Annotated in this window: 15 protein-coding genes; all 15 read right to left on the bottom strand. The window is 58.4% G+C overall.

Annotation, left to right across the window (positions count from 1 at the left end; genetic code table 11):
* Positions 1-5: 5 nt before the first annotated feature.
* The 15 genes from AB3226_RS20265 to pyrH all read right to left on the bottom strand — a co-directional run bounded on the left by AB3226_RS20265 (position 6) and on the right by pyrH (position 17,335).
* Positions 6-953 carry an acetyl-CoA carboxylase carboxyltransferase subunit alpha gene (locus AB3226_RS20265; protein WP_038979157.1) on the bottom strand — a complete coding sequence of 316 codons (948 nt, stop codon included), beginning with the start codon at positions 951-953 and terminating at the stop codon, positions 6-8.
* Between the two features lie 152 nt (positions 954-1,105).
* Complete coding sequence (gene dnaE / locus AB3226_RS20260) at positions 1,106-4,627, bottom strand: DNA polymerase III subunit alpha (protein ID WP_367374348.1); 3,522 nt, start codon at positions 4,625-4,627, stop codon at positions 1,106-1,108.
* 83 nt (positions 4,628-4,710) lie between these two features.
* Positions 4,711-5,352, bottom strand: coding sequence for a ribonuclease HII (gene rnhB / locus AB3226_RS20255; RefSeq protein WP_008072671.1), 642 nt, complete (start codon positions 5,350-5,352; stop codon positions 4,711-4,713).
* Positions 5,352-6,479, bottom strand: a complete 1,128-nt coding sequence (gene lpxB, locus AB3226_RS20250) for a lipid-A-disaccharide synthase (protein ID WP_367374347.1) — start codon at positions 6,477-6,479, stop codon at positions 5,352-5,354. The genes rnhB and lpxB overlap by 1 nt, the downstream gene beginning before the upstream one ends.
* 2 nt (positions 6,480-6,481) lie before the next feature.
* Positions 6,482-7,258, bottom strand: a complete 777-nt coding sequence (gene lpxA, locus AB3226_RS20245; RefSeq protein ID WP_008010226.1) for an acyl-ACP--UDP-N-acetylglucosamine O-acyltransferase — start codon at positions 7,256-7,258, stop codon at positions 6,482-6,484.
* Positions 7,255-7,695, bottom strand: coding sequence for a 3-hydroxyacyl-ACP dehydratase FabZ (fabZ, locus tag AB3226_RS20240; RefSeq protein WP_007907157.1), 441 nt, complete (start codon positions 7,693-7,695; stop codon positions 7,255-7,257). Before fabZ ends, lpxA begins: the two co-directional genes overlap by 4 nt.
* Before the next feature lie 109 nt (positions 7,696-7,804).
* Positions 7,805-8,860, bottom strand: a complete 1,056-nt coding sequence (lpxD, locus tag AB3226_RS20235) for a UDP-3-O-(3-hydroxymyristoyl)glucosamine N-acyltransferase (protein WP_367374346.1) — start codon at positions 8,858-8,860, stop codon at positions 7,805-7,807.
* Positions 8,861-8,863: 3 nt separating this feature from the next.
* The gene (locus tag AB3226_RS20230) at positions 8,864-9,367 is read right to left on the bottom strand and encodes an OmpH family outer membrane protein (protein WP_007907155.1); all 504 of its coding nucleotides are present in this window, start codon (positions 9,365-9,367) and stop codon (positions 8,864-8,866) included.
* Between the two features lie 45 nt (positions 9,368-9,412).
* Entirely contained in the window at positions 9,413-11,803 is a 2,391-nt protein-coding gene (gene bamA, locus AB3226_RS20225) for an outer membrane protein assembly factor BamA (RefSeq protein WP_030127987.1), read from the bottom strand.
* A gap of 72 nt (positions 11,804-11,875) precedes the next feature.
* Positions 11,876-13,228, bottom strand: coding sequence for an RIP metalloprotease RseP (gene rseP, locus AB3226_RS20220; RefSeq protein WP_367374345.1), 1,353 nt, complete (start codon positions 13,226-13,228; stop codon positions 11,876-11,878).
* A gap of 50 nt (positions 13,229-13,278) precedes the next feature.
* A complete protein-coding gene (gene ispC / locus AB3226_RS20215; RefSeq protein WP_367374344.1) occupies positions 13,279-14,469 on the bottom strand; it encodes a 1-deoxy-D-xylulose-5-phosphate reductoisomerase in 1,191 nt (396 codons plus the stop codon).
* Complete coding sequence (locus tag AB3226_RS20210) at positions 14,466-15,269, bottom strand: phosphatidate cytidylyltransferase (RefSeq protein ID WP_367374343.1); 804 nt, start codon at positions 15,267-15,269, stop codon at positions 14,466-14,468. Before AB3226_RS20210 ends, ispC begins: the two co-directional genes overlap by 4 nt.
* Complete coding sequence (gene uppS / locus AB3226_RS20205; protein ID WP_367374342.1) at positions 15,269-16,024, bottom strand: polyprenyl diphosphate synthase; 756 nt, start codon at positions 16,022-16,024, stop codon at positions 15,269-15,271. Before uppS ends, AB3226_RS20210 begins: the two co-directional genes overlap by 1 nt.
* Before the next feature lie 13 nt (positions 16,025-16,037).
* A complete protein-coding gene (frr, locus tag AB3226_RS20200; protein WP_007907979.1) occupies positions 16,038-16,595 on the bottom strand; it encodes a ribosome recycling factor in 558 nt (185 codons plus the stop codon).
* Entirely contained in the window at positions 16,592-17,335 is a 744-nt protein-coding gene (pyrH, locus tag AB3226_RS20195; protein WP_003172271.1) for a UMP kinase, read from the bottom strand. Before pyrH ends, frr begins: the two co-directional genes overlap by 4 nt.
* Positions 17,336-17,545: the final 210 nt, after the last annotated feature.

Here is a 17,545-nt window from a genome sequence, read left to right as displayed (position 1 = left end):
TCAGATCAGAGACCGTAGCTCATCAGTCGATCGTAACGGCGCTTGAGCAGCGCCTCGTTATCGAACTTCTTCAGCATCGCCAGTTGCGAACTCAGTTCGGCGCGGATCGAGGCAGCCGCGGCGGCCGGATCACGATGAGCGCCGCCCAATGGCTCGCCGATCACTTTATCGACAATGCCCAGGCCCTTCAGACGCTCGGCGGTGATGCCCATGGCTTCAGCGGCATCCGGGGCTTTCTCGGAAGTTTTCCACAGAATCGAAGCGCAACCTTCCGGCGAAATCACCGCGTAGGTCGAGTATTGCAGCATGTTCAACTGATCGCAGACGCCAATCGCCAGTGCACCACCGGAACCACCCTCACCGATCACGGTGGCGATGATTGGGGTTTTCAGGCGAGCCATGACACGCAGGTTCCAGGCAATTGCTTCGCTCTGGTTGCGCTCTTCGGCGTCGATGCCCGGGTAAGCACCCGGGGTGTCGATGAAGGTCAGGATCGGCATCTTGAAGCGCTCGGCCATTTCCATCAGACGGCACGCCTTGCGGTAGCCTTCCGGACGCGGCATGCCGAAGTTGCGGCGAACCTTCTCGCGCACTTCGCGGCCTTTCTGGTGACCGATGATCATCACCGGCTGGTCGTCCAGACGGGCAATGCCGCCAACGATGGCTGCGTCGTCGGAGAAGTGACGGTCGCCGTGCAGTTCGTCGAACTCGGTGAAGATGTGTTCGATGTAGTCCAGGGTATACGGACGTTTCGGATGACGCGCCAGACGTGCGATCTGCCAGCTGGTCAGCTTGCCGAAGATGTCTTCGGTCAGCGTGCTGCTCTTGTCCTGCAGGCGGGAGATCTCATCGCCGATATTCAGCGAATTGTCATTACCGACCAAGCGCAACTCTTCGATCTTGGCTTGCAGGTCGGCGATCGGCTGTTCGAAATCTAGAAAATTCGGGTTCATAGGCGTCCGTCTTGGGTCGACCTTCCAAAAGAGCTTGGGCCGGCCGGTTGTCTATTCGCGCCCTACCTTAAGGGACAGGCGCGTTCAGGTCGAGATTAAAAATTTGGGTCGGGATCAGGCGCGTTCCAATGGTAAGGAATGCCGCCTGACCGTCAACGGTATTGGAGGAAGACGTTGTCTCGCCCGAACTGGTCACGCAAGGCTTGAATCAAGGCATCCGCCGGGTCGATCCGCCAAGTCTCGCCGAACTGCAACAAGGCCTTCGCATCGGGACTGGTGTACTCCATGGTGATCGGGCACGCGCCGCGGTGGCGCTTGAACAGTTCACCCAGCCAGCGTAGCTGATCACCCTTCAAATCCTTGGTGTGCAATTTCAGGCGCAGGCTTTCGGCCAGGTTGGTGCGCGCATCTTCCATGCTCATCACCCGCTTGACCCGCAGCCGCAGGCCACCAGAGAAGTCGTCGTTGCTGACTTCGCCTTCGACCACCACCATCGCGTCGGTCTGCAACAGCGACTGCGCGGAATGGAAGGCGTCGGCGAACAACGAAGCTTCGATCCGGCCGGAGCGGTCGTCGAGGGTGATGAACCCCATCTTGTCGCCCTTTTTGTTCTTCATCACTCGCAGGGCGATGATCATGCCCGCGACCGTCTGGGTATCGCGAGCCGGCTTCAGGTCGATGATGCGCTGACGGGCGAAGCGACGAATCTCGCCTTCGTACTCGTCAATCGGGTGACCGGTCAGGTACAGGCCGAGGGTGTCTTTCTCCCCTTTCAGGCGCTCCTTGAGGGTCAGTTCCTTGGCCTTGCGATGATTGGCGTAGACGTCGGCGTCTTCCTCGACGAACAGGCCGCCAAACAGATCGGCGTGGCCACTGTCGTGGGTGCGAGCGGTTTGTTCGGCAGCCTTGATCGCCCCTTCCATCGCGTTCAACAAGACCGCGCGATTCTGGTCGATGCTGGCTTGATAGGCTTTTGGTTCGTCATGGAAATACGGGCCCAGACGATCCAGCGCGCCGCTACGGATCAAACCGTCCAGGGTGCGCTTGTTGATCCGTTTGAGATCGACACGGGCGCAGAAATCGAACAGATCCTTGAACGGTCCGTCCTGACGCGCCTCGGTGATCGCTTCCACCGGCCCTTCGCCCACACCCTTGATTGCGCCGAGACCATAAATAATGCGGCCTTCGTCATTCACCGTGAACTTGAATTCCGAAGTATTCACATCCGGCGCGTCGAGACGCAGCTTCATGGTGCGAATTTCTTCGATCAAGGTCACGACCTTGTCGGTGTTGTGCATATCCGCCGACAGTACCGCGGCCATGAACGGCGCCGGGTAGTGAGTTTTCAGCCACGCGGTCTGGTACGACACCAGGCCATACGCAGCGGAGTGGGATTTGTTGAAGCCATAACCGGCGAACTTTTCTACCAGGTCAAAGATGTTACCGGCCAGGTCGGCGTCGATATTGTTGGTGGTGCAACCTTCAATGAAACCGCCACGTTGCTTGGCCATTTCTTCGGGTTTTTTCTTACCCATGGCTCGACGCAGCATGTCTGCACCGCCAAGGGTGTAACCGGCCATGACCTGGGCAATCTGCATCACCTGTTCCTGATACAGGATGATGCCGTAAGTCGGCGCCAGGACTGGCTTGAGGCCTTCGTACTGGTAATCCGAGTGCGGGTACGCGAGTTCCGCGCGACCGTGCTTACGGTTGATAAAGTCGTCAACCATGCCTGATTGCAACGGGCCCGGACGGAACAGGGCCACCAGTGCGATCAAGTCTTCCAGGCAGTCGGGCTTGAGCTTTTTGATCAGCTCTTTCATGCCGCGCGACTCGAGCTGGAACACCGCGGTGGTTTCAGCTTTTTGCAGCAGCGTGTAGGTCGGTTTGTCGTCCAGCGGGATAAAGGCGATATCCAGCGGCGGCTCGTTGACCTTGGCGCGATCGCGGTTGATGGTTTTCAGCGCCCAGTCGATAACCGTCAGGGTCCGCAGCCCCAGGAAGTCGAACTTCACCAGACCGGCAGCCTCCACGTCATCCTTGTCGAACTGGGTTACCAGGCCATCGCCCGCTTCGTCGCAATAAATCGGCGAGAAGTCGGTCAGCTTGGTCGGCGCGATTACCACACCACCGGCGTGCTTGCCGACGTTACGCACAACGCCTTCGAGCTTGCGCGCCATCTCCCAGATTTCCGCAGCCTCTTCATCGACCTTGATGAAGTCGCGCAGTATTTCTTCCTGCTCGTAAGCTTTTTCCAGGGTCATGCCGACTTCGAACGGAATCATCTTCGACAGACGATCCGCCAAGCCGTAGGACTTGCCCTGCACCCGCGCCACGTCACGGACCACCGCTTTCGCCGCCATGGAACCGAAGGTGATGATCTGGCTCACCGCGTTACGGCCGTATTTCTCGGCCACGTAATCGATCACCCGGTCACGGCCGTCCATGCAGAAGTCGACGTCGAAGTCGGGCATGGATACCCGTTCCGGGTTAAGGAAACGTTCGAACAGCAGGTCATATTCCAGCGGGTCGAGGTCGGTGATCTTTTGCACATAGGCCACCAGCGACCCGGCACCCGACCCACGACCCGGACCTACCGGCACGCCGTTGCTCTTGGCCCACTGGATAAAGTCCATCACGATCAGGAAGTAACCGGGGAAGCCCATCTGGATGATGATATCCAGCTCGAAATTCAACCGGTCGACGTAGACCTGGCGCTTGGCTTCGTAGTCTTCAGTGGAGTCCTTGGGCAGCAGAACGCTGAGGCGTTCTTCCAGACCGTCGAAGGAAACCTTGCGGAAGTACTCATCGATGGTCATGCCATCGGGAATCGGGAAGTTGGGCAGGAAGTGCTTGCCCAGTTTCACGTCGATGTTGCAGCGCTTGGCGATCTCGACGGTGTTTTCCAGCGCCTCGGGCAGGTCGCTGAACAGCTCGGCCATTTCTTCGGCGCTTTTAAGGTATTGCTGATCGCTGTAATTCTTCGAACGCCGCGGATCGTCGAGAGCGCGGCCCTCACCGATGCAAACGCGGGTTTCGTGGGCTTCGAAGTCTTCCTGCTTGATGAAGCGCACGTCGTTGGTCGCCACCAGCGGCGCGCCGATTTTCGCCGCCAGCGCCACGGCGCCGTGCAGTTGCTCTTCGTCATTGGGGCGGCTGGTGCGCTGGACTTCCAGATAGAAGCGATCCGGGAACACCGCCATCCACTCGCGTGCCAGGGTTTCGGCTTCGTCGGGGTTGCCGCTGAGCATGGCCAGACCGATCTCGCCCTCTTTCGCCGCCGACAGCATGATCAAGCCTTCGCTGGCTTCAGCCACCCACTCGCGCTCGATGATGACCGAGCCATTGCGCTGGCCGTCGATGAAGCCGCGAGAGATCAGTTCGGTCAGGTTGCGATAGCCCACGGCGTTCATCGCCAGCAGGCTGATCCGGCTCAAGGCGTTGTCCGGATCCTTGTTCGACAGCCACAGGTCGGCGCCGCAGATCGGCTTGATCCCCGCACCCATGGCAGCTTTATAGAATTTGACCAGGGAACACATGTTGTTCTGGTCGGTGACCGCCACGGCAGGCATGTTCATGCCGACCAAGGTCTTGACCAGCGGTTTGATCCGCACCAGACCGTCGACCAGGGAATATTCAGTGTGCAGGCGTAGATGAACGAATGAAGCCGGCATAGTGATCCTGTCTAGAAACTAGAAACGTAAAGACGACAAGGCCCGGATTGTACCGGGCCTTGAGTAAAACATCAGCCTTGCGACTAACTACCGATCAGGTTTTCCCGCGCTTCATACGCCAAGCGTACCGGGGCGAACGAGCGGCGATGAATTGGGGTCGGCCCCAAGCGGGCCAGCGCTTCCAGATGAACGGGTGTCGGGTAGCCTTTATGGCCTCCGATCCCGTAACCCGGATAAATCAGTTCGAATGCCGCCATTTCTCGATCACGGCTGACCTTGGCCAAAATCGATGCCGCGGCAATGGCCGGCACCTTGCCATCGCCCTGGATCACCGCTTCCGCACGCATCGAGAGTTTAGGGCAGCGGTTGCCGTCGATCATCGCCAGTTTCGGCTGAATGTGCAGCCCCTCGACGGCACGCTGCATGGCCAGCATGGTGGCGTGAAGAATGTTCAGTTCGTCGATTTCTTCTACTTCAGCGCGAGCGACATACCAGCTCAGGGCCTTTTCGCAGATTTCGTCGTAAAGCGCATCACGGCGAGCTTCGGTGAGCTTTTTCGAATCGTTGAGGCCCAGGATGGGGCGGCTCGGATCGAGGATCACTGCCGCCGTCACCACTGCACCACACAGCGGGCCGCGACCGACTTCATCGACACCCGCCACCAGATCTTCAAGTTCATCGACTAGCATAAAATCCAGGCCCAGCTGCTTGCTTGCTTTGCTCATTATGCTCTGCCAATCAGGTTCAGTACCGCATCCGCTGCCTGATTGGAGGCGTCCAAGCGCAGGGTTCGGTGGATTTCGTCAAAGCCTCGGGTCTGCTCCTGGCCACCTTCGATCAGTGGCGACAGGGTCTGGGCCAAGGCCTCAACCGTCGCATCGTCCTGCAACAACTCCGGCACCAGCAGGCGCTGGGCCAGCAGATTTGGCAAGGAGACGTAAGGACTTTTCACCATCCGTTTGAGAATCCAGAACGTCAGCGGTGCCAAGCGATAAGCGACCACCATCGGCCGCTTGTACAACAATGCTTCCAGCGTAGCCGTGCCCGAAGCGATCAACACGGCGTCGCAAGCAGCCAGGGCCAGATGGGATTTGCCGTCGAGCAAGGTCAGCGGCAAATCGCGACCGGCCAGCAGCTCTTCAAGCTGGGCCCGGCGCTGCGGGCTCGCGCATGGCATAACGAACCGTACGCCAGGACGCATAGCCCGCAGCCGCTGGGCGGTGTCGAGGAATAACGCACCAAGGCGCCCAACCTCACCACCCCGGCTACCCGGCATCAGGGCGACCAGCGGCCCGTCCGGCAAGCCAAGTTCGGCCCGCGCTGCGGCGCGATCAGCCTCAAGCGGAATCGCATCGGCCAGGGAATGGCCGACAAACCGCACCGGCACACCCTTCTCTTCATAAAACTTGGCTTCGAACGGGAACAGCGTCAGCATCAGGTCGCAACCTTCGCGAATCTTCAGCACCCGCTTCTGCCGCCAGGCCCAGACCGACGGGCTGACGTAATGCACGGTCTTGATCCCGGCCTGACGCAGCTTGAGTTCGATATTGAGGTTGAAGTCCGGGGCATCGATACCGATGAACACGTCCGGCTTCTCGGCGATCAGGTCCGCGACCAGTTTCTTGCGACGTGCCAACAGCTCGCGCAAACGACCCAGCACTTCCACCAGGCCCATGACAGAAAGGCGTTCCATCGGGAAATACGACGTCAGGCCTTCGGCCTGCATCAGCGGACCGCCGACACCGATGAACTCGACCGCCGGGTGCTGAGCTTTGAGCGCGCGCATGAGGCCCGCACCCAGAATGTCACCGGAAGCCTCTCCCGCCACCAGCGCAATACGCAGATTGGCCATGGTTAACGGGTGATGCCGCGGGTCGAAGACTGGATGGAATCACGGAACACCGCGACTTCCGGGAACTGAAGCGAAGGTTCGGCCAGCTCGGCGAGCGCCTGTTCGACTGTCAGGCCCTGGCGGTAAACCACCTTATAGGCACGACGCAGGGCGTGGATCGCATCTTCGCTGAAACCGCGACGGCGCAGGCCTTCGAAGTTCATGCTGCGGGCTTCGGCGGGGTTGCCGAATACCGTGACGTAGGCGGGAACGTCCTTGCCAATGGCAGTGCCCATGCCGGAAAAGCTGTGGGCGCCAATGTGGCAATACTGGTGAACCAGGGTAAAACCGGACAGGATCGCCCAGTCTTCAACGTGCACATGGCCCGCCAACGCGGTGTTGTTGACCAGAATGCAGTGATTGCCGATAACGCTGTCGTGACCGATGTGGGCATAGGCCATGATCAGGTTGTGATCGCCCAGGGTCGTTTCAGAACGGTCCTGAATGGTCCCACGGTGAATCGTCACGCCTTCACGGATGACGTTGTGGTCACCGATGACCAGACGGGTTTCTTCGCCCTTGTATTTCAAATCGGGCGTGTCCTCGCCTACCGAAGAAAACTGGTAGATGCGGTTGTGCTTACCGATTCGGGTCGGGCCCTTGAGAATCACATGCGGCCCGATCACTGTCCCCTCGCCGATTTCCACACCTGCGCCGATGATCGACCAAGGGCCGACTTCGACGTCGTCGGCCAGAATGGCCGTCGGATCGATGATTGCGCGAGGGTCAATCAAACTCATAGTTTGCGTTCCGCGCAGATGATTTCAGCGGAGCAGACTGGCTTGCCGTCGACCGAAGCCTGGCACTCGAACTTCCAGATCTGACGCTTGCAGCTCAGAAACTTGGCTTCAAGGATCAGCTGATCGCCTGGCAGCACGGGCTGGCGGAAGCGCAGCTTATCGGAGCCGACGAAGTAATAAAGCGTGCCGTCGGCAGGTTTCACGTCGAGCATTTTGAAACCAAGGATCCCGGCAGCCTGAGCCATCGCTTCGATGATCAATACGCCCGGCATGATTGGATGCGCAGGGAAGTGACCATTGAAGAACGGTTCGTTGATGCTGACATTCTTGTAGGCGCGAATGCGCTTGCCTTCCACATCCAGATCCACGACCCGGTCCACCAGCAGGAACGGGTAACGGTGAGGCAGGTATTCGCGAATCTCGTTGATGTCCATCATTTCGGGGGGAAGCCTATGTAAAGATTGGGAGCGCGCGACTGACGCGCACTCCTCTAGCAAATCAAGGGAGGCAGTCTAGCGGCTGTGCACACTTGATATGGAAATGGTATCAGCCATCTGATGAAGCATTACCGTCAGGGGTCACGTCCCCTACACGCTTTTCCAGCTGTCGCAGACGTCGCGCGATGTCATCGAGCTGACGGATACGTGCCGCGCTTTTGCGCCATTCGGCTGCCGGTTGCATCGCCGTACCGGAAGAATAGGAACCTGGCTCGGTAATCGAGTGGGTCACCATGGTCATCCCGGTCAGGAAAACGTTGTCGCAAATTTCGATATGCCCCACCAGCCCTACGCCACCGGCGAGCATGCAATGCTTGCCGATTTTGGTGCTGCCGGAGATCCCCACACACGCGGCCATAGCGGTGTGGTCACCGACCTGGACGTTGTGGGCAATCTGAATCTGGTTATCGAGCTTCACACCATTACCAATGACGGTATCGGCCAGTGCGCCGCGATCGATAGCAGTATTTACGCCGATTTCCACGTCATCGCCGATCGAAACACCGCCGATCTGGGCGATTTTCTGCCAGACACCTTTCTCGTTGGCAAAACCGAAGCCTTCACCGCCGAGCACGGCACCGGATTGAATCACCACCCGTTTGCCGACGCGCACATCGTGATACAGCGTGACCCGCGGGGCCAACCAGCCGCCCTCGCCGATTTCGCAGCGCGCACCGATGAAGCAATGAGCCCCAACGGTTACACCTGCGCCAATACGCGCTGCACTTTCGATCACCGCAAAAGCACCGATGCTTGCTGCCGGGTCGACCACTGCGTCCGCTGCCACCACCGCTGTCGGATGAATACCGGCAGGCGCCTTGGGCTTGGGATCGAACAGGTGGGAAACGCGCGCGTAGGCCAGATACGGATCTGGCACCACCAATGCATCACCGGCAAAACCTTCAGCGTCAGCGGCCTTCAGCAACACGGCTGCGGCCCGACTCTCAGCCAGGTACTTACGGTATTGAGGATTTGCCAGAAAGCTCAACTGAGCTGGGCCAGCCTCTTGCAAAGTGGCTAGCCCAGTAATTTCTTTCTTCGGGTCGCCACGTAAGGTGGCGCCGAGGAACTCGGCCAACTGGCCGAGCTTTATAGTCGCTGTCATGGGTTACTTCAGCTGATTCATGCGCTCGATAACCTGGCGAGTGATGTCGTACTGAGGCTTGACATCAATCACTGCGCCACGCTCGAAGACCAGGTCAAAAGCACCTTTCTTGATGACTTCTTCCACAGCGCTGTCCAGTTTCGGCTTGAGCTGTTTCAGCATTTCACGGTCGGCAACGGCTTTGGCTTCGTTCAGCTCCTTGGACTGGAACTGGAAATCACGGGCCTTTTGCTTGAACTCAAGCTCCAGACGCTCACGCTCGCCTTGCTGCATTTTATCGCCACCGGCCATCAGACGGTCCTGGATACCCTTGGCGCTGCTTTCCAGGCTCTTGAGCTTGGTCAGTTGCGGGCCGAACTTCTTCTCGGCATCCACGGCGTATTTTTTCGCCGCGTCGGATTCCAGCAGTGCCATCTGATAGTTCAGAACAGCGATTTTCATGTCGGCAAAAGCCGGACCTGCTACCAGGACGGTTGCCAGGAGAACCAATTGAGTCAACTTACGCACGATGCACTCCTACAAAATCCATTGTCGTTATCTTGGGTCAGACGCTTAGAACGTCTGGCCGAGGGAGAATTGGAACACTTGAGTCTCAGCGTCATCCGGTTTCTTGACCGGCATTGCCAGTGCGAAGCTCAAAGGACCCAGTGCGGTGACCCAGGTCACGCCGACACCGACAGAACTGGCCATGTTGCTCAGGCTGATGTCGTTGCACGCTGTTTGAGACGTTGAACCGACATTCGCATTTGTCGTTTTTTCGCACTTGGAGTCGAATACGTTACCCACATCCCAGAATACCGAAGTACGCAGGGAACGCTGATCCTTGACGAATGGCAGCGGGAACAGCACTTCGACACCACCCTGGATCAGCACGTTACCACCGAATGGCAGCGGATCCTGGTCCGGGTCGCGGGTCGTACCGGCGTTCCCCGTCACAGCTGCGCCGCGGCTAGGGGTACTGCGAGGACCAAGGGTACTGTCCTTGAAGCCACGAACCGAGTTGAAACCACCAGCATAGTAGTTTTCATAGAACGGCAAGCCGTCGGTCGAACCGTAACCATCGCCATAGCCCAGCTCGGTGTGCAGGCGCATGGTGTAGTTTTCGGTCAATGGCTGGAACAGCTGGCCACGATAATCGAGCTTGAAGAACGACAGGTCACTGCCAGGCGTCGTCGCTTCAAGAGTCAGGCTCTGGGAATGACCACGGGTCGCCAGTACGCCCTTGTTCAGGGTGGACTCGGACCAACCGGCCGAAGCCTTGAAGTTCAGGTAGCTATCGCCTTCACGGTTAACGAAGTCGAAAATCTCGTCAACGGTGTACTGGCCGGTCTTGATGTCGTCCTGCTGTGCCGACAGACCGAAGGTCAGACGCGAAGTCTCGCTGATCGGGTAGCCCACATTCACGCCTGCACCCAGGCTATCTACCGCATAGCTGGTGAGGTCGGCATCAAGCTCGTCGTAGTCGGTGGTGCGGTAGAACGCGTTGTAACCCAGGCTCACACCGTCAGCAGTCCAGTAGGGGTCGACATAACCGAAGTTATAGCGGCTCTGGTATTCACTGCGGGTCAAACCGATGCTGACCTTGTTACCGGTACCCAGGAAGTTGTTCTGGGTGATCGAACCACCGAGGATCAGGCCGGCGCTCTGGGCGAAACCGACGCTGGCGGTAATCGAACCGGACGCCTGCTCTTCAACGCTGTAGTTCACGTCAACCTGGTCATCGACACCGGGCACGGCCGGCGTTTCGACGTTGACTTCCTTGAAGAAGCCCAGACGTTCCAGACGCGTCTTGGACTGGTCGATCAGGTAAGTCGAAGCCCAACCGCCTTCCATCTGACGCATTTCACGGCGCAGCACTTCGTCTTCGGACTTGGTATTGCCACGGAAGTTGATGCGGTTCACGTAAGCACGCTTGCCCGGATCGACAGCGAAGGTGATATCGACCGTGTGATCGTCATCGTGAGGCTGAGGCACGCCGTTGACGTTGGCGAAGGTGTAACCCTCGTTACCCAGGCGACGGGTGATCAGTTCGGACGTGGTGGTCATCAGCTTGCGTGAGAACACCTGGCCCTTCTGGACCAGCAGCAGCGACTTGACCTGGTCTTCAGGCACTTTCAGGTCGCCACTGAGCTTGACGTCACGAACGGTGTACTTCTCGCCTTCGTTGACGTTGACGGTGATGTAGACGTGTTTCTTGTCCGGGGTGATGGACACCTGGGTCGAAGCGATATCCATGTTGATATAGCCGCGATCCAGATAGTAGGAACGCAGACGCTCCAGGTCACCGGAGAGCTTTTCACGGGCGTACTTGTCATCGTTCTTGAAGAACGACAGCCAGTTGCTGGTCTTGAGTTCGAACAGATCGATCAGGTCTTCATCAGGAAAAACCGTGTTACCCACCACGTTGATGTGCTGGATAGCTGCAACGGTGCCTTCGTTGATGTTGACCTTCAGGCCCACGCGGTTACGCGGCTGTGGCACCACTTCGGTATCGACGGTGGCCGAGTAACGGCCCTGAGCGACGTATTGACGCTGCAGCTCGTTACGCACACCTTCAAGGGTGGCGCGCTGGAAGATCTCGCCTTCGGCCAGACCGGATTGTTTGAGGCCCTTCATCAGGTCTTCAGTGGAGATCGCCTTGTTGCCTTCGATCTCGATACTGGCGACCGACGGACGCTCGACTACAGTGATGACGAGTACATTGCCATCGCGACCCAGTTGGATATCTTGAAAGAACCCGGTTTTGAACAGCGCACGAGTGGATTCCACCAGGCGACGATCATCCGCCTGTTCGCCGACGTTCAACGGCAAGGCACCAAAGACGCTACCCGCGGAGACCCGCTGGAGGCCATTGACGCGAATATCAGAGATAGTGAAGGACTCGGCGTGAACTTCGGCGATCATCAATACGGTGAGAACCGCAGTTAGCAGCAGACGTTTCATGAAGTCCTTTCTTATTCCAACTGGCAATAAAAACTGCCGCAAAATGCGGCAGATTCGCAATTCAGCGAAGCGTTACAGTCGACCCAGATCATTGACCAGAGCAAGTAACATCACCCCGACCACCAAACTGATACCGATCTGTATCCCCCAACCTTGCACCCGATCCGACAAGGGACGACCACGCGCCCACTCGATCAGATAAAACAACAAATGCCCCCCATCCAGTACAGGAATGGGCAACAAATTCAGAACCCCCAGGCTAATACTCAGATAAGCAAGGAAATTCAGGAAATCAGCGACGCCCGACTGGGCAGAAGCGCCCGCCACTTTAGCAATGGTTATCGGTCCACTCAAGTTTTTTACCGAGAGCTCACCGAACAACATTTTCTTGAGCGAATCGAGGGTCAGTACGCTCATGGTCCAAGTGCGTCGGGCACCCTCGCCAATCGCAGCCACCGGACCGTAACTAACTTCGCGAATCATCTCTGGTGGCCAATCGACCGCTTTCACCCCGGCGCCCAGATAACCACTGGGTGACTTGCTCTCGCCGCGAGCGGCCAACGTCACAGGGAGGTCGATTTGAGCACCATCGCGCTCGACGCGCAGCATGATTTTGGTATCCGGATGCATACGGACGATGTCGACTACCTGCTGCCAGTCGTCCAGCGCCTTGCCATCAAGGGCCAACAAGCGGTCACCCGGCTTCAGGCCCGCAGCCTTCGCCGGCCCTTTCGGATCAAATTCGGCCAGGACTGGTGGCAACGCCGGACGCCAAGGACGAATACCCAGCGAGCGAATCGGATCTGGCTCCTCGGCACCCTTGAGCCACTTGTCCAGCACCAGCTCACGAGGGGAGTCCACCGTGGTGCCCTGTTCGCGGACCAGCAATTGAAGGGAACCGCTCTCACCCAGACGACGGATCAGCTGCAGGTTCACCGCGGCCCAGCCGGAGGTTGGCTCACCATCGATGGCCATGATTTCCTGACCCGGGCTCAAACCTGCCTTGGAGGCAATACTGCCGGACTCGACCGCACCGATAACCGGCCGCACCTGCTCGCTGCCCAGCATTGCCAGTGCCCAGAAAAACACCATTGCCAATAGAAAGTTGGCGATCGGGCCGGCCGCGACGATGGCGATGCGCTGACGGACAGATTTGCGATTGAAGGATTGATCGACCTGATCGGCCGGGACCTCACCTTCGCGCTCGTCGAGCATCTTCACGTAGCCACCCAACGGGATGGCGGCGATCACAAACTCAGTGCCTTTGCTGTCGTGCCAGCGCAGCAGCGGCATGCCGAAGCCTACGGAGAAACGCAGCACTTTGACCCCACAGCGACGCGCGACCCAGAAATGGCCGAATTCGTGGAAGGTGACCAGCACGCCCAGCGCTACCAGGGTGCCGACAATCATATAGAGCGCGCTCATGTATTTTCTCCGCAACTATCAGTGCTGCATGGGGCAACGTACTGCAGCACTTATCGCCCGTGACGGCTCAACCATTGCCCGGCCAGTACCCGTGCTTTCGCATCAGCCGTAAACACTGCCTCGAGATCATCCACCACAACCACAGGCTCGAGGCTCAACACTTCCTCGATAATACTCGCGATTTCCAGGTAGCGAACCCGTCCGTCGAGAAAGGCCGCCACAGCCACTTCATTCGCGGCATTGAGCATGGCCGGCGCGCTGTTGCCAGCCTCGGCGGCTTGTCGTGCAAGTCGCAGGCAAGGGAAACGCTCTTCATCGGGCGCCTGGAAATCCAGGCGAGCGATGGCAAACAGGTCCAGCGGCGCAACACCCGAGTCGATTCGCTCTGGCCATGCCAAGGCATTGGCAATCGGCGTGCGCATGTCCGGATTGCCTAACTGCGCCAGTACCGAACCATCGATGTAGTCGACCAGCGAATGAATCACGCTCTGCGGGTGAATCACCACTTCGACCTGGGACGGCGTGGCATCGAACAGCCAGCAGGCCTCGATCAGCTCGAGCCCTTTGTTCATCATGCTGGCCGAATCCACCGAAATCTTGCGCCCCATGGACCAATTCGGATGCGCACACGCTTGCTCGGGGGAAACATGCGCCAGTTCGGCCATTGGCGTCTGCCGGAACGGGCCGCCAGAGGCTGTCAGTAAAATCCGACGCACACCGACCGCGCCAAGCCCACGAGCGAAATCCTGTGGCATGCACTGGAAAATCGCGTTGTGCTCGCTGTCGATCGGCAGCAGCACTGAACCGCTTTTGCGCACGGCCTGCATGAACAGCGCACCGGACATCACCAGTGCTTCTTTATTGGCCAGAAGAATTTTCTTGCCGGCCTCGACCGCCGCCAGGGTCGGACGCAAGCCCGCCGCACCGACAATGGCCGCCATCACGGCATCGACTTCCGGATCGGAGGCGACCTGACACAAGCCCTCCTCTCCCACCAGAACGCGGGTCGACAGACCGGCCGCGCGCAAATCGTCCTGCAAGCCCCGGGCAGCGCCAGATTCCGGCACGACGGCGAAGCGCGGCGAGTGACGCACACACAGCGCCAGCAACTCACTCAAACGAGTGAAGCCGCTCAAGGCGAAAACCTGATAACGCTCGGGATGACGAGCAATGACGTCGAGGGTACTCAGACCAATCGAACCGGTCGCTCCCAGCACGGTAATCTGTTGTGGGCGGCTCATGCGGCCATCCACAGCAGCACAGCGAATACCGGAATCGCCGCCGTCAGACTATCGATGCGGTCCAGCACACCGCCGTGGCCGGGCAGCAGATTACTGCTGTCCTTGATCCCCGACTGGCGCTTGAACATGCTTTCGGTGAGATCGCCCACGACTGAAATGAAGACGATAATTGCGGCACCGAACAGCCCCATCAGCATCTGAGCGAAACTCCAGTCCCGCACAAAACCGACGAATGCTGTAATTACCAGACTCAGCAGCAAGCCGCCGTACACCCCTTCCCAGCTCTTGCCAGGGCTGACCTGTGGCGCCAGCTTGCGTTTGCCGAAGGCCCGACCGGAAAAGTACGCACCGATATCGGCCCCCCAGACCAGCACCATCACCGCCATGATCAGCCAATTGCCCAAGGGCTCTTGCTTGATCAACACCAGGCCTTGCCAGGCCGGTAACAGAATCAACAAACCGATTACCAGTTTGCAGGCTGCGCTGGCCCAGTGTTCACTGGACTGTGGATAGGTCAATACCAGATAGGTGGCCACGCCCCACCAGAGCACTGAGGCGCCCAACACCCAAGGCGCGAGCCCCGGCACGATATGCATGACAAACAGCGCCAACGCGACCACAGCCGCATAGGCAACGCGAATCGACTGAGCCGCGAAACCTGCCAAACGCGCCCACTCCCACGCTCCGAGCGTCACCACCAGCCCGATGAACAGCGCAAAACCGGACCCTTCGAGCAGGAAAAACCCGCACAGGGCAATCGGCAGCAGAATCAGCGCCGTGATGATTCGTTGTTTAAGCATTAAACCCGGGCTCCAGCCTCGACCTGCTCGCTCGTTTTACCGAAGCGACGCTGGCGAGAAGCGAAATCGGCCAGCGCATTGCGCATGGCGTCGTGTTTGAAGTCCGGCCAGAACAGGTCGGAGAAGTACAACTCGGCGTAAGCCAGCTGCCACAGCAGGAAGTTGCTGATGCGATGCTCGCCACCGGTACGGATGCACAAGTCCGGCAACGGCAGGTCACCGGTTGCCAGACACGTTTGCAACAGCTCAGGGGTAATGTCCTCCGGACGCAGGTGCCCGGCCTGAACTTCCCGTGCCAGACGCTGCGCTGCTTGCGCAATGTCCCACTGACCGCCGTAATTGGCAGCAATCTGCAGGACAAAGCGGTTGGCACCGACAGTCATCGCCTCGGCTTCGCGCATGGCGGCCTGAAGCTCCGGGTGAAAACGCGAACGATCGCCAATGATGCGCAAACTGATGTTGTTGTCGTTGAGGCGCTTGGCCTCGCGACGCAACGCCCTGAAAAACAAATCCATCAAGGCACTGACCTCATCGGCCGGACGCTGCCAGTTCTCGCTGGAGAAGGCGAACAAGGTCAGTACTTCGACCTTGGCCTCGGCACACACCTCGATTACCGCACGAACCGCATCCACCCCCGCTTTATGCCCGGCGACACCCGGCATAAAGCGTTTTTTCGCCCAGCGATTATTACCATCCATGATGATCGCGACATGGCGCGGCACCGCGGGCGGTGCAGTCTGCTTTGTCTTATCCATTAAAACGTGACCCTTATACGGCCATCAGGTCTTTTTCTTTCTGCGCCAAATTCGCGTCGATTTCAGCCACGTATTTTTTGGTCAGATCATCAATTTCGCCAGTGGCGCGACGCTCTTCGTCTTCGCTGATTTCCTTTTCCTTGACCAGATCCTTGAGCTGGCTGTTCGCATCACGACGGATGTTGCGCACTGCAACACGTGCATCTTCAGCGACATCACGCGCCTGCTTGGTGAAGCCCTTGCGGGTTTCTTCGGTCAGGGCCGGCATGGAGATCAGCAGCAACTCACCGAGGTTGGTCGGGTTGAGGTTCAGACCCGCGCTACCGATGGCTTTGTCGACGGCACCCAGCATGTTGCGCTCAAAGGCAACCACTTGCAGGGTACGGGCGTCTTTAACGGTGATGTTCGCCACTTGCTTGATCGGAGTGTCGGAGCCGTAGTACGGAACCATCACACCTTCCAGAATGCTTGGGTGCGCCTGGCCCGTACGAATACGACCGAAGTTATGCGCCAGCGATTCCACGGATTTTTTCATGCGCTCTTGAGCGTCTTTCTTGATTTCGTTGATCATTGTTGGCCTTCCTCGATCAGGGTCCCTTCAGCGCCGCCATGTACGATATTCAGCAGGGCGCCGGGCTTGTTCATGTTAAATACGCGCAGCGGCATCTTGTGGTCGCGGCACAGGCAAATAGCCGTCAAATCCATTACACCCAGCTTGCGATCCAGTACTTCATCATAAGTCAGATGATCGAACTTCTCGGCATGCGGGTCTTTGAATGGATCAGCCGTGTAAACGCCATCGACCTTGGTTGCCTTGAGCACCACGTCAGCGTCGATTTCGATTGCACGCAAGCAGGCTGCCGAATCCGTGGTGAAGAACGGATTACCGGTACCGGCCGCAAAAATCACGACTTCCTTGGCGTTCAGATGGCGCATGGCTTTGCGGCGATCGTAGTGATCGGTCACACCAACCATGGAAATGGCCGACATCACGATGGCCGAGATATTGGCACGTTCCAGCGCATCGCGCATCGCCAAGGCGTTCATCACAGTGGCCAGCATGCCCATGTGGTCGCCAGTCACCCGATCCATGCCCGCAGCGCTGAGCGCCGCGCCGCGGAACAGGTTGCCACCACCGATCACCAGACCGACCTGAACACCGATGCCGACCAGTTGGCCAACTTCCAGCGCCATGCGATCCAGAACTTTGGGGTCGATCCCGAACTCTTCCGAGCCCATCAGGGCCTCGCCGCTAAGCTTGAGTAGAATGCGTTTATAGCGAGCCTGATAACCACTGCCCTGCTGAGCCATTGCGAATCTCTCCTGCGGCGTATTTTAAAAATTCTTTGCGAGCTGTTTACAGCTGGCGTTCACTCTAGCTTGGCACTGCTTCAGCGCCATCGGAACATGGCTTTGTAAGCCAGTTCCAAAAGGAAACCAATTAAAATTGGCAACCCCATCTGAAAAGAGGCTGCGCGCGTGAGCGGGCAGCCTCTTCAGGGCGACAGTTAAAAAACCGTC

This window comes from Pseudomonas lini (assembly GCF_964063345.1).
Taxonomy (GTDB): Bacteria; Pseudomonadota; Gammaproteobacteria; order Pseudomonadales; family Pseudomonadaceae; genus Aquipseudomonas; species Aquipseudomonas lini_B.
The sequence above is the reverse complement of the archived record's forward strand: the minus strand, read 5'-3'. Positions and strand labels throughout refer to the sequence as shown.